Raw genomic sequence first — 13,267 nt, forward strand, 5'->3', positions numbered from 1 at the left:
TATCTGTGATCCAAGAGCAATTCACAGATGAGGCCCACCGATGTTCACCCTGCCCTTCCCGCTGCCGACTGCAGTGCGTGACGCAAATGCCAGCTCTGGCAGCGAGAACCTTGGCGATCTGCCGGAATGGGATCTGAGCGACCTCTATACCTCTCCTGACGCCCCAGAACTTGAAGCGGATCTGGCGTTCCTGGAAAAAGAATGTTCGGCCTTTGCCGCCGACTACGAAGGCAAACTGGCCGATCTGAGCGCAGATGACATGCTCACTTGCATTGAGCGCAACGAAAAGATCAGCCAGATCTCGGGCCGCATCATGTCTTATGCAGGCCTGCGCTATTACCAGATGACCGTGGACGCGGAACGCGCGCAATTCATGGCGAATTGTCAGGAACAGCTGACCGACTTCTCGACGCCACTGGTGTTCTTCACGCTGGAGCTGAACCGGCTTGAAGACGACCACCTCGCAGGCCTCATGGCCGCAAACGTAGGCCTCGCCCGCTATAAGCCCGTCCTTGATCGCATCCGCGCGATGAAACCGCACCAACTCTCTGACGAGATGGAGAAATTCCTGCATGATCTCGGCGTGGTCGGCGACGCCTGGGAGCGGCTTTTTGACGAAACCATCGCGGGGCTCGAGTTCGACATGGAGGGCGAGACCCTCAATATCGAGGCCACGCTGAACTTCCTGACCGACCCGGACCGCAGCAAGCGCGAAGCAGCCGCCCGCGAAGTTGCCCGTGTGCTTGGCGCCAACATCAAAACTTTTGCCCGCGTCCACAACACGCAGGCCAAAGAAAAAGAGGTCATGGACCGCTGGCGCAATATGCCGACGGCGCAAACGGGGCGGCACCTGTCCAACCACGTGGAACCCGAAGTGGTCGAAGCGCTCCGCAACGCAGTCGTCGCGGCCTATCCCAAACTGAGCCACCGCTACTATGAGCTGAAACGCAAATGGCTCGGCTTGGATACAATGCAGGTCTGGGACCGCAACGCGCCCCTGCCGATGGACGACCCGCGCATCGTGGATTGGGACGAGGCACGCAAAACCGTCTCTGACGCCTATGCCGCCTTTGATCCGCGCATGGCCGAAATCGCAGAACCCTTCTTTACCGATGGCTGGATTGATGCGGGCGTAAAACCCGGCAAAGCTCCCGGCGCCTTCGCGCACCCCACCGTGACCAACGTCCACCCCTATGTGATGCTGAACTATCTGGGCAAACCGCGCGATGTGATGACCCTCGCGCATGAGCTCGGCCACGGCGTTCACCAAGTTCTTGCGGCCGAGCAAGGCGAGATGCTGTCATCCACCCCGCTGACTTTGGCGGAAACCGCATCTGTGTTCGGCGAAATGCTCACTTTCCGAAAAATGCTTGATGCGGCGGAAACCCAGGAACAACGCAAAGTGCTCTTGGCGGGTAAAGTCGAAGATATGATCAACACGGTCGTGCGTCAGATCGCCTTCTACGATTTCGAATGCAAACTCCACGCCGCCCGCCGCGAAAGCGAGCTGACACCCGAGGATATCAACGCGCTCTGGATGTCGGTACAGGCCGAGAGCCTCGGCCCGGCGTTTGAGTTCATGGAAGGCTACGAGACCTTCTGGGCCTATATCCCCCACTTCGTGCATTCGCCCTTCTACGTCTACGCCTATGCCTTTGGCGACGGCTTGGTAAATGCGCTCTATGCGGTTTATGCCGAGGGTGATGCGGGCTTTGAAGAGAAATACTTCGACATGCTCAAAGCTGGCGGTTCTAAGCACCACAAAGAGCTGCTTGCTCCCTTCGGGCTAGATGCGTCCGATCCGAAATTCTGGGACAAGGGCCTGTCGATGATCTCTGACATGATCGACGAGCTTGAGGCGATGGAGGCGTGATTTCACTTGCGCCTCTGTCACGGGATGCATTTGAAACAGTTTCTCATATCGCTTTGCGCAAGGATCAACTCAAGTTCGCCGGCACGGTAGCCGAGGCCTTTGCCGAGCCGGCGGAGCGGTTCGATTTGCACCAAATCCTAAATGGCAAAAGCCCCATTGGGATTTTCAAGATAGACCGCTTCTACGCGCGCGATTATTCTTTCGCACAAGTCGGCGACGTTGGCCTGCGCGCCTTGATTTTGGACGAGCGCGTGCAGGGCAAGGGATATGGTTCTCTCGCTATGAAAGCTTTGGGGACCTATCTTTCGAGCCACTACCCGTCTTCCAAAACCGTTTGGTTAACAGTGAACCTAACAAACCCTATTGCTCGGCGGACTTATATCTCAGCTGGCTTTGAAGACACTGGCACACAATGGCCGCATGGGAATGCAGGTCCGCAAAACATCTTAAGGCTACGGCTGAACCAAGCCTGAACTCGCCCGTTTTGGGCAGCCAGACAGATGCTTAAGTGTTTGTTGCGACCTCAAAGACTTTGTCGATCATCGCCTGCGTCCCGCGAGAAAACTCGAGTGGCACGGGGTAGTCGCCTCCCTCACGCACCACCCGACCAAAGGCCTCGACCTGCAGCTTGTAGTGATCATCTGCAGGGAACCGCTGTGTAGACACCGTGCCTCCACCGGTATGCCCCACCGTGTGTAACTCGACCCGTGCTTCACCAAAAACCCGCGCATTGAAGGGTGCGGTCAGGCGGATCACGCCCTTCTCGCCATGAAACACCATCTCTTGATAGGGATGCATGCGCGTGCTGACATAAGCCGTATACAGCGCATCGCCAAAGCGGCCCTGCACGTCAGCCACCACATCCACCCCGTTCTCGTACCGCACCCGCGCCGAGATTTCGCTGGCTTCAAGCCCCGTCACAAACCGCGCGGACCCAAAGACATAGACCCCGATATCCCGTAGCCCACCGCCGCCAGTTTCGGGCCGATTGCGGATGTTTCCGGTATCTTTGCGATTGTCAAAAGAGAACTTGCCACTGACATGCGTGAGCTTGCCAATCATGCCCTGCTGGACCAGATCACGCGTCAGATGCCACTGCGGATGATGCAGGATCATATAGGCCTCTGCCGCCAGCAAACCCGATTTATCGCGCGCGGCGATCAGCTGATCGAACTCTGCCTCCTGCATGGCAATCGGCTTTTCACAAAGCACATGTTTGCCCGCCTCAAGCGCTTTGATCGTCCAGTCCACATGCATGTGATTGGGCAAAGGAATATAAATCGCGTCGATCTCGGAATCGGCCAGCAGATCATCATAGGACAGATGTACGCGCAGGTTTGGGCAAAAGGCCTGAAACGGTGCTGCTTTGTCCATCGAGGAAGTCGCGAGCGCGGCAAACTCTGCGCCCTCAGCCGCGTGAATGGCCGGCGCCATATAGTTCAACGCAAATTTTGACGCGCCTAATACGCCCCATTTGACTGGTGTCATCTCAGCCCCTCCCAAGATTTGTTAGCGCAATCACACTACACGGGACGGGGCTGAGGTAAAGGCTTTGTCTTATTGGGTGGATTTATCCCAGGGGAAAGGGCGCACCTCGGTGTTGCCGGTTTGGAAATCGACCACATCCTTCATCCAGACGCTAAGGTCTCGACCGATGTCGGCGATCAATTCGTTGCGGCGACCCGCAAAGAGATACCAGAAGAACTGCAGGATCGCGCCAAGGGCCAAAAGCGATTCCGCGACGCCGAAAAGGATCAAAAAGATCAGCATGTGCAGGCCGCGTTTCCACGCACCACCTTTGGGTTTTTCAGTCTCAGAATAGCTGTGTTGATGCGTGTCCGTCATGGCATCCTCCGATGTCAAAGAAACAAGGCTTCTGGCGAGCCGGATTATCTCCGGCTCGTCAAACTTTCTAAATGTACGAAATGCAGTCTCTTAGGCCGAGACCAGCATGCCCTTGTTTTGCGCCAGCTCGCGCATGCGCAGCTGCAGCTTTTCAAAGGCACGGACCTCGATTTGACGGATCCGCTCACGACTGACGTCGTACTGACCGGACAGGTCTTCGAGCGTCACAGCCTGATCTTGCAGACGACGCTGGATCAAAATGTCCTTTTCGCGTTCATTCAGCACATCCATCGCTTCGGCCAAGAGCTCGCGACGGGCCTCAAGCTCGTCCCGCGCCTCATAGTCAGCCGCCTGATCCGCATCTTCGTCCTCAAGCCAATCCTGCCATTGCATGGTGCCTTCGCCCTCAGAGCCGACGGTCGCGTTCAAAGACGCATCACCGCCAGAGAGGCGTCGGTTCATGGAAATGACCTCGTCTTCCGTCACGCCAAGATCATGAGCGATCTGCGCGACGTTCTCGGGACGCATGTCGCCTTCTTCCAACGCGCCAATACGGGCTTTCGCCTTGCGCAGGTTGAAGAACAGCTTCTTCTGCGCGGATGTCGTGCCCAGCTTCACCAAGGACCACGAACGCAGGATATATTCCTGAATGCTCGCGCGGATCCACCACATAGCATAGGTCGCCAAACGGAAGCCCTTTTCAGGGTCAAACCGCTTAACAGCCTGCATAAGGCCTACATTGGCCTCCGAAATCACTTCGGCCTGAGGCAATCCATAGCCGCGATAGCCCATGGCGATTTTCGCTGCGAGACGCAGGTGGCTTGTGACCATTTTATGCGCTGCAGCCGTGTCTTCTTTCTCGACCCAGGCTTTGGCCAGCATATACTCTTCTTCCGGCTCCAAGAGCGGGAATTTGCGGATTTCCTGCATATACCGGTTGAGACCGCCTTCCGGCGTCGGCGCTGGCAAGTTTGCGTAGTTGCTCATGTCCTGTCCCCTTCAATGTTTAAACGCTTAACATCCAGATAGGTACGGCTGTCACACGTTTCAAGCGGGTTAGAGTGAAATTCTTTAGAGAGTATGAACGCACGGCTGGTTAACTTGGAAGTCACGGGCGTGTGTGCTCACACAGACGTGCAATTTGTGTCATTTGGGGGCGCATAAGGGAAGCGAAACTTCCATGCATTAACGCATATCGCTTGTGCGCATTTTACACATCATCAGATTTTGTAAGCCGGCATACGGGCGGAATGTTTCAAGCTTTGGGTTGGGCCAGAGCCTTGATCAGAGCGTTCATATCTTCGGGAATGGGTGCCTCAAAGCGCATCGCATCGCCCGTGACCGGATGCTCAAACCCCAAAACGGCCGCATGTAGCGCCTGACGGTCAAAGCTGCACGCCGCCTGGATGCCCTGTTGGCTCAGCGCCTTTTCCGAGAGCTTGCGCTTGCCGCCATAGGTCGGGTCTCCGATCAGAGAATGACCTGCGTGGGTCAGATGCACACGGATCTGATGCGTGCGACCGGTTTCCAGCCAGCATTCCACCATCGAGGCAACTTCGGGCGTGCCATAGATCTCGACGATCCGAGACCGAGTCACCGCGTGACGCCCGCCCTCAAAGAGCACCGCCTGTTTCTGACGATCTGTTTTGTGACGCGCGAGCTGGGTCGTGATCTTCATGATATTGCCAGACTCAAAATTTACACCGCGCACGCCGCGCAGGCGCGGATCATTTGCGTCAGGCACTCCATAGACGACCGCGCGGTAATACCGCTCGACGGTGTGTTTCTCAAATTGCTTAGCGAGCCCATGATGCGCGCGATCCGATTTCGCGACCACCAGAAGCCCCGAGGTCTCTTTGTCGATCCGGTGCACGATGCCCGGACGCTTTTCGCCACCGACGCCTGACAATGTATCCCCGCAATGATGCAAGAGCGCATTCACCAAGGTCCCGCTCGGTGTACCGGGCGCTGGATGCACCACCATGCCAGCGGGTTTGTCGATGACGATGAGGTCGTCATCTTCAAAGATGACCTCAAGCGGGATGTCCTCTGGACCAATGTGGCTCTCATCCGCAACCGGCACCGTGATTTCCACCTCAGCACCCTCGGCAATCTTACCCTTGGGATCTGTCGCCACCACGCCATTTACCAGCACAGCCCCCTGCTCCATAAGTCGCGCCAAACGCGTCCGGCTCAGCGCAGCTTCTGCTGGCACATCGCGCGCCAAGGCCTTATCAAGACGCGCAGGCGGATTTTCCGCGATCTGAAATGTAACGCGAGCAGACGACATGGATGACACTCCTGAACCGGTCGAACCGGCCAACCTGCGGTTTCTGCGCCAGCTGATCACAGTGCTGACAGTGGTAATGATTGGCGGGCTTGTAGTCGTGGTCGGCCTGCTTGTCACCCGTTTCTACAGTTCGGGCCCCGAGATGCCAGCCAGCATCGAGCTGCCGGATGGGTCAGAGGCGACGGCCTTCACGCGAGGCGACACCTGGTTTGCTGTGGTGACAGCGGACAATCAGATCTTGATCTTTGACGCTATGACAGGGCAGCTCAAGCAAACAATCGACATCAAGTAGGGGCTTTGCCCCTCGGCCTAGCGGCCTTCAGCCCAGAGTATTTTTCGCAAGATGAATGCGGTATTTCTCTTGCCACAAATATCCCCGCCGGAGGCATTTCACCTTTCGACAGGCGCAACGTTCAATTTTGAGAGAAATGGTACCGCCTCCCCGGCTCGAACGGGGGACCTCTTGATCCACAATCAAGCGCTCTAACCTACTGAGCTAAGGCGGCACGTTGGTGACGGCTGACTTAGGCTGTTCGCTTAAGAGCGTCAAGCCGCATTTAGATCATTCTCTGCGGTTTTTTACCACGACGATCAGTGCCAGCCCCAATCCCACGGCCGCAAGGACCTGTGGGGTGATGACATTCACCAGAACTGAAATATTGGCGATGACAGAGATCACGAAATCGCCGGATTGCTCTCCCAACAGCAGATAGACCAAAACCACGAAGCCCAGAAAAACGAATCCCGTCTCGGTGACCTGTCGAAAGACGCGTTGCACAGAGTTGAGAAAGTCGGAAAATCTGGTCATGGCATTGGCCCTTTTTGGTGGGTGCTATTGGGAGAGCGAGAGGTCAGCCTCTGAACAGCCAGAGCACAACACCCAGCGAGATCAGACCCGCCAGACCAGCACTACCGAGCTGTGAGACCAGTGCGGTGATATTGCCAACGACATCCCCCAGGAATGCCATGTTGGATGGGCCAACCAAAAGCGACGCCACGATCGCCAGCGCCAAAAGCGCGATGCCGATCTCTGTTAAGGCGCCAATGGCCTTCTTCGCATTATCTAACATTGTTAGTCCCTCTTTTGTTTTCCGCGGCAGCAAGTTTGGTCACGCATTGCAGCGGAGGTTCCGTGTGACCGCGTCAAATTGTCATAGGCGGATTTCCGCTGGGTCAACAAAATATTGGGGTATTCGCCTATATTTTGTGCAATTTGAAATTTTATCGGCATATTTTGCGGTATTTCGGAAGAAAATTACGCTGCAGTCGCAAAATCTCGAGAGTTATCCACAAGCACGAATCGTTCGCAGATGACCCACGCGTCAGCTTTTACTCCCTCAAAAAGGCGAGTATCGCTGCCTCGCGACCCCAGAAACTCGGCGTAGCGCTATTGAAGCGACGGTGTGAATGCACGATAGTGCGGCGCGCAGCGACGATCGAAAAGGACTTTGCACCCGATGGGCATCAACACAGAACGCGACATGGAAGCAAACCTCCAAATCGGTCCAACCGATCAAGGCTTCGTGCGGATATTCATCGAAGCAGGTGGCGTGGAGATCCCAATGGATTTTGAACCCGAAGAGGCCGAAGAAATCGCTGAAGAGATCCGGGCAGCCGCCGAAACCGCGCGCAAACTTTCAAAATAATCAGCTGTCGTCTGGCAAAGGCGCCAGGCGCGGATCGCGATAGCGTTGCAATCTGCGCGCAGAATCCATCGCGAATTTCTGGATGACTTTCTTGCGGCGTGCAGGGGCAAGTTTGTCTTCGGGCGCCATGCGAACGATTTCCGCGTCATAGGCATCAGCAATAATCAAGCCAGTTTCCGCAGGCAGTAAGTCGGTGGGAAACTCAGTATCCACCGCCCAGAAATAGCGATCACACCACTCCAGATAGCCTTCCCATTTGCTGTCACTCTGAAAATCTGCGCGGCTGGATTTACACTCGATCACCCAAAGCTCGCCCTTTGGGCCAAGTGCCATGACATCCACGCGCTTGCCGCGTTCTGGCACAAACTCCTCAAGCCCCACAAAGCCCAGCGCCCGCAGATGCCGCGACACGCCGCGTGCCAAAAGCTGCCCTGGTTGCAGATCTGTGTCGGTCAGAATACCCATTTCGCGAATGTGAACAATTCGTGAACAAAAATCAACCCACCTTGCGCAGCTCAGCGCAACACCCTAGGTAGACGCTTGGCGGGTTCTGCCCTTCTCGTGATACGGTTGCATTCCGGTGGCCTTAAGCAATTCCGAGGGAGCTGGCTCTGTTTGGATCCTGGTCCACTTACCTGGCGCCCACCTGTATATACAGGTCCTCGGGAATGAGATAACCCCACGGCTGCGATTGCGGGCCCGCCACTCTTGCTTTGCACATGCTGGCATGGTCATCTGCACAAAGACATGACCACATTTCTCACACTTACAGTCGCAACATCTCTCCTTTTTCTGGCAGGCTGCGGCGTCCCATTGGTGCCCGGCATCTAAGCTTGCGCACCAAAGCCGCCTCCTCCTAAGCTCGTCGCGTGTTCAGGAGGCAGCCCATGACCGACATCAAAGACTTTGCCCGCGCCGACGTCCTTGCGCGGATGCCGGAGTATTCCAAATGGTGCCGCCAAATCTGGGACTATGGCGAAACCGCCTGGCGCGAGTATCAATCTGCGGCTTTCTACGTGGACCTCCTGCGGCGCGAAGGCTTTGACGTTGAAGAGGCGAGCGCCGGCATGCCAACGGCCTTCTGCGCCACATGGTCAAACGGCGACGGCCCCACAATCGGGGGCTACGCCGAATACGACGGCATCCCCGGCAATTGCCAAGCGGCAGAGCCGCAAAAAGCCCCCCGCGCAGGTCTGTCTGAGCATGCCGGAGGCCATACAGATCCCCACTCCGCCCTAGGCATCTCGTCGCTTGCAGGCTTTCTTGCCACCAAAGCTGCGATGGAAAAACACAATATCCCAGGCCGGCTCAAGTTTTTCGGAGAACCTGCCGAGAAACTCCGGGGTTCCAAACCGCTCCATGCCGCAGCGGGCTACTACGACGACCTCGACGCGGCGCTGTCCTTCCACCCATTCTATATGGCCCCGCTCTGCAACACCGTGCGCTGGGACACACATTGCGGTGCAGCCTATGGGGTGATCTATGAATTCACCTGCGAAGAACCGGAAACCTGGATGGCCAGCGACGACGGCTCCCCCATCCCTGCCAGCCACGCCTCGGCCCGAGCTCCGGGCGCGACGGATGCGATGGTGCAGATGTACACCAACGCCAAAGCCCTGCGCGAGCACATCATGGCCGCGGGTCAGAGCTGGTCAATGAATGAGACCATTCTCACCCACGGCCAGGCGACGGCGGATAATATCCCCGCCCAGATCGCACAGATCCAATATTTCATCCGCATCTCGGAAATCAGCGACGCCGATCACATCATCGCAGGCCTCGACCATATCGCCGAACAGGCAGCGCAACTCTGCCACTGCACATGGCGCAAACACTGGGTCGCAAAATCGCGCCCAGGTCTCGCGAACCACGCCCTTGCCCAAGCCACCTACGCCAACCTCGAAACCGTCGGCGCGCCGCAATGGGGAGAGGAGGCCAAAGCCTTTGCCCGCCAGATCCAGTCAAACCTTGGCATGGAGCCCATGGCCGAGCCCTTCTCGCCGATGATATCTACTCTCACGCCCCCTCAAGAAGCCGAGGCCAAACTCCGCGAGATCTTGCCGCCTAGTCAGAAAAACTTCACCTCAGACGACTATACCGAATACTGCTGGCACGCTCCGACAGTGCGCCTCTACATCGGTCGCCCTGCGCTTGCCGCCCCCAAAGGCACAGCCTATCCCGCCTGGGCCATGAACGCCCTTGGCGGAGACCCCGCCTGCATCGACCCCATGATCGAATGCGCGGCCCAAACGCTCGCCATGACCGCGCTGGATTGCCTCACCGACCCAAACCTACTCTCCAAAGCCACCGAGGAATTCAAACACCGCACCGGCGGCGGCATTGGCGGCACTGATTGGATCGCGCCCCTTGCGGATTACGCGCCGCCCATCAACTTCAAATGGCCCGAATATGTCACCACAGACCGCGGCCGCGACTGGGTGATCCCTACCCGCTGATCCCCCAGTTTCATCATGCCAAAAATACTCAAATCCCACGTTCCGCCCCACAGGACACACTCGCTGCTTTCCCTCACCCAAAGCATCCGCTAAACACGCGTCGATACACGACACGACCGTATGCAGGATCATCATCATGGCGATGGAAAAAACCTTTAACGCAGCCGAGGCCGAAAGCCGCCTGTTCACCGCTTGGGAAGAGGCCGGGTGCTTCAAAGCGGGCGCGAACGCAAAGCCCCAGGCCTCCACCTATTGCATCATGATCCCGCCGCCCAATGTCACCGGCGTTCTGCACATGGGGCATGCGTTCAACAACACGCTGCAAGACATCCTGATCCGCTGGAAGCGCATGCAGGGCTTTGACACGCTCTGGCAGCCCGGCACCGACCACGCGGGCATCGCCACGCAGATGGTTGTGGAACGCCAACTTGCCGAAGCAGGCAACGCGGGTCGCCGTGAACTCGGCCGCGAAAAGTTCCTCGACAAGGTCTGGGAGTGGAAAGCCCAATCCGGTGGCACCATCATCAACCAACTCAAACGCCTTGGCGCGAGCTGTGATTTCGACCGCACCGCCTTCACCATGTCCGGCGCCCCGGGCGCCCCTTCCGATGAAGCCGACGGCAATTTCCATGACGCGGTCATCAAGGTCTTTGTCGAGATGTACAACAAGGGCCTGATCTATCGCGGCAAACGCCTTGTGAACTGGGACCCGCATTTTGAAACCGCGATCTCGGACCTCGAAGTCGAGAACATCGAGACCCCGGGCCATATGTGGCACTTCAAATACCCGCTCGCGGGCGGCGCGACCTATACCTACGTCGAGAAAGACGAAGACGGGAACGTCACGCTAGAGGAAGAGCGCGACTATATCTCCATCGCCACCACGCGCCCTGAAACCATGCTGGGTGATGGTGCCGTCGCGGTGCACCCAAGCGACGAACGTTATGCGCCTATCGTGGGCAAACTCTGCGAAATCCCCGTCGGCCCCAAAGAGCACCGACGCTTGATCCCGATCATCACAGATGAATACCCGGATCCAGACTTTGGCTCAGGTGCCGTGAAAATCACCGGCGCGCATGATTTCAACGACTATCAGGTCGCCAAGCGCGGCGGCATCCCGATGTATCGCCTGATGGACACCAAAGGCGCGATGCGAGCCGATGGCGCGCCTTATTCTGACGAGGCCGTCAAAGCGCAGGCCCACGCGAAAGGTGCCGAGTTCACCGAAAACGAAGTCGACGCGATCAATCTTGTGCCGGACGACATCCGTGGCCTCGACCGTTTTGAGGCCCGCAAACTGGTGGTGCAGCAAATCACCGACGAAGGCCTCGCGGTGATGACCACCGAGACCTCAACCGATGAAGACGGCAACGAAGTCACCACCTCCGTGCCCATGGTCGAAAACAAACCGATCATGCAGCCCTTTGGCGACCGCTCTAAAGTCGTTATCGAGCCTATGCTGACGGACCAATGGTTCGTGGACGCCGAAAAAGTCGTAGGCCCGGCGCTGGATGCGGTTAAGGGCGGCAAGGTTAAAATCCTGCCGGAAAGCGGCGAGAAGACCTATTACCACTGGCTGGAGAATATCGAGCCTTGGTGTATCTCGCGCCAGCTTTGGTGGGGGCATCAGATTCCGGTTTGGTTTGACGCCGAAGGCAACCAATATTGCGCAGCGACAGAGGCTGAGGCTCAGGCGCAAGCCGGCGAAGGTGTCGTTCTGACCCGCGACCCCGACGTCCTAGACACCTGGTTCTCCTCCGGTCTCTGGCCCATCGGCACGCTCGGCTGGCCGAATTGGTCCGAGGACACCTCGAAATACTTCCCGACCTCCACGCTGGTCACTGGCCAAGACATCCTCTTCTTCTGGGTCGCCCGCATGATGATGATGCAGCTCGCGGTCGTGGATGACATTCCCTTTGACACCGTCTACCTCCACGGCCTCGTGCGCGATGCCAAGGGCAAGAAGATGTCCAAATCCACCGGCAACGTCATGGATCCGCTGGATATCATCGACGAATACGGCGCCGATGCCCTGCGCTTCAGTTCTGCCGCCATGGCCGCGCTTGGTGGCGTTCTGAAACTAGACATGAAGCGCATCGAAGGCTACCGGAACTTCGGCACCAAGCTTTGGAATGCCGTCCGCTTTGCCGAGATGAATGAGGTCTACGCAAATGGCGCGCCAAGCCGTGAGATCCCGCAGGCCAGCGCGACCGTCAACCAATGGATCATCGGCGAAGTCGCCAAGACCCGCGAGACCGTGGACGCAGCGCTTGAAGGCTTCCGGTTTAATGACGCGGCCAACGCGCTCTATGCCTTCACATGGGGCAAGGTCTGCGACTGGTATGTCGAGTTCGCGAAACCTCTGTTGAACTCTGATGATGACGCGATCAAAGCCGAGACCCGCGCAACGATGGGCTGGGTTCTGGATCAATGTATGATCCTGCTTCACCCCATCATGCCTTTCATCACCGAGGAACTCTGGGGCCAGACCGCCAAGCGCGACGGCATGCTGGTGCATGAAGACTGGCCGACCTATGGCACAGACCTCGTGAACGCCGATGCTGACCGCGAGATGAACTGGGTCATCCAAACCATCGAGGCCACCCGCTCCACCCGCGCGCAGATGAACGTGCCCGCAGGCGCGAAAATCCCGATGGTCGTCACCGAGATAACCGAAACCAACGATGCGGCTTTCACCGCCAACGAAGCGCTGATCTTTAAACTGGCCCGCGTCGAAAGCCTCACCAAAGTCGACGCCTTCCCCAAAGGCACCGCCACCATCGCTGTGGACGGCGCGACCTTCGGTCTGCCGCTCGAAGGCGTCATCGACGTGGCCGCCGAAAAGGCGCGCCTTGAAAAGTCGCTTGGCAAGCTGGCCAAAGAACTCGGAGGCCTGCGAGGGCGTCTAAACAACCCGAAATTCGTGGCCTCTGCCCCCGAAGAGGTTGTCACCGAAGCCAAAGCCAACCTACAGGCCCGCGAAGAAGAAGAGAGCAAACTCAAAGACGCTCTCAGCCGCCTCGCCGAACTCGACTAACTCAGAAACGCCCGCCTCACCGCGGGCGTTTTTGCATTTCTGCACAGATCGCCCTGCGTGAGCGCCATTTGCATTGCTGACGCCAGCCGATAGACCTTCGCCAAGATGAAAGGCGCTCTT

Annotated in this window: 13 protein-coding genes and 1 tRNA gene; 6 read left to right on the forward strand and 8 right to left on the reverse strand. The window is 57.6% G+C overall.

The genetic code is table 11. The annotated features are described in order from the left end of the window. Positions 1-40 precede the first annotated feature (40 nt). Positions 41-1,873: a M3 family oligoendopeptidase gene (locus HZ995_RS01415; RefSeq protein WP_209356915.1), complete on the forward strand. Its 1,833-nt coding sequence runs from the start codon at positions 41-43 to the stop codon at positions 1,871-1,873. Then, positions 1,870-2,346, forward strand: coding sequence for a GNAT family N-acetyltransferase (locus HZ995_RS01420; protein WP_209356916.1), 477 nt, complete (start codon positions 1,870-1,872; stop codon positions 2,344-2,346). Before HZ995_RS01415 ends, HZ995_RS01420 begins: the two co-directional genes overlap by 4 nt. Before the next feature lie 31 nt (positions 2,347-2,377). Here the strand turns inward: HZ995_RS01420 and HZ995_RS01425 are convergent, their stop codons facing one another. The 4 genes from HZ995_RS01425 to HZ995_RS01440 all read right to left on the reverse strand — a co-directional run bounded on the left by HZ995_RS01425 (position 2,378) and on the right by HZ995_RS01440 (position 6,008). After that, complete coding sequence (locus HZ995_RS01425) at positions 2,378-3,361, reverse strand: Gfo/Idh/MocA family protein (RefSeq protein WP_209356917.1); 984 nt, start codon at positions 3,359-3,361, stop codon at positions 2,378-2,380. Between the two features lie 69 nt (positions 3,362-3,430). Beyond that, positions 3,431-3,718, reverse strand: coding sequence for a DUF4389 domain-containing protein (locus HZ995_RS01430; protein ID WP_209356918.1), 288 nt, complete (start codon positions 3,716-3,718; stop codon positions 3,431-3,433). Between the two features lie 90 nt (positions 3,719-3,808). Next, positions 3,809-4,705, reverse strand: coding sequence for an RNA polymerase sigma factor RpoH (rpoH, locus tag HZ995_RS01435; protein WP_209356919.1), 897 nt, complete (start codon positions 4,703-4,705; stop codon positions 3,809-3,811). Between the two features lie 268 nt (positions 4,706-4,973). Further along, positions 4,974-6,008, reverse strand: coding sequence for an RluA family pseudouridine synthase (locus HZ995_RS01440; protein WP_209356920.1), 1,035 nt, complete (start codon positions 6,006-6,008; stop codon positions 4,974-4,976). Here HZ995_RS01440 and HZ995_RS01445 point away from each other — a divergent pair. Then, positions 6,007-6,300 (forward strand): DUF6476 family protein, encoded by a 294-nt coding sequence (locus HZ995_RS01445; RefSeq protein ID WP_209356921.1) that lies wholly within the window; start codon positions 6,007-6,009, stop codon positions 6,298-6,300. The two genes, HZ995_RS01440 and HZ995_RS01445, sit on opposite strands and share 2 nt — an antisense overlap. A gap of 137 nt (positions 6,301-6,437) precedes the next feature. Here HZ995_RS01445 and HZ995_RS01450 read toward each other — a convergent pair. The 3 genes from HZ995_RS01450 to HZ995_RS01460 form a co-directional block, all read right to left on the reverse strand. Next, positions 6,438-6,514, reverse strand: a tRNA-His gene (locus HZ995_RS01450). A gap of 56 nt (positions 6,515-6,570) precedes the next feature. Further along, positions 6,571-6,816 (reverse strand): hypothetical protein, encoded by a 246-nt coding sequence (locus HZ995_RS01455; protein ID WP_209356922.1) that lies wholly within the window; start codon positions 6,814-6,816, stop codon positions 6,571-6,573. A 43-nt stretch (positions 6,817-6,859) separates the two neighbouring features. Continuing rightward, positions 6,860-7,078, reverse strand: coding sequence for a hypothetical protein (locus tag HZ995_RS01460; protein ID WP_209356923.1), 219 nt, complete (start codon positions 7,076-7,078; stop codon positions 6,860-6,862). Positions 7,079-7,465: 387 nt separating this feature from the next. Between HZ995_RS01460 and HZ995_RS01465 the strand changes: the two genes are divergently transcribed. Next, positions 7,466-7,654 carry a DUF6324 family protein gene (locus tag HZ995_RS01465; protein ID WP_209356924.1) on the forward strand — a complete coding sequence of 63 codons (189 nt, stop codon included), beginning with the start codon at positions 7,466-7,468 and terminating at the stop codon, positions 7,652-7,654. Here HZ995_RS01465 and HZ995_RS01470 read toward each other — a convergent pair whose 3' ends face one another. After that, positions 7,655-8,119, reverse strand: a complete 465-nt coding sequence (locus HZ995_RS01470; protein ID WP_209356925.1) for an MmcB family DNA repair protein — start codon at positions 8,117-8,119, stop codon at positions 7,655-7,657. Between the two features lie 422 nt (positions 8,120-8,541). On the opposite strand from HZ995_RS01470, the gene HZ995_RS01475 reads away from it, so the two are divergent. Both HZ995_RS01475 and HZ995_RS01480 read left to right on the forward strand, forming a co-directional pair. Continuing rightward, positions 8,542-10,110, forward strand: a complete 1,569-nt coding sequence (locus HZ995_RS01475; protein WP_209356926.1) for an amidohydrolase — start codon at positions 8,542-8,544, stop codon at positions 10,108-10,110. Positions 10,111-10,246: 136 nt separating this feature from the next. Further along, positions 10,247-13,147 (forward strand): valine--tRNA ligase, encoded by a 2,901-nt coding sequence (locus HZ995_RS01480; protein ID WP_209356927.1) that lies wholly within the window; start codon positions 10,247-10,249, stop codon positions 13,145-13,147. Positions 13,148-13,267: the final 120 nt, after the last annotated feature.

It is taken from the genome of Cognatishimia activa, assembly GCF_017798205.1.
Taxonomy (GTDB): domain Bacteria; phylum Pseudomonadota; class Alphaproteobacteria; order Rhodobacterales; family Rhodobacteraceae; genus Cognatishimia; species Cognatishimia activa_A.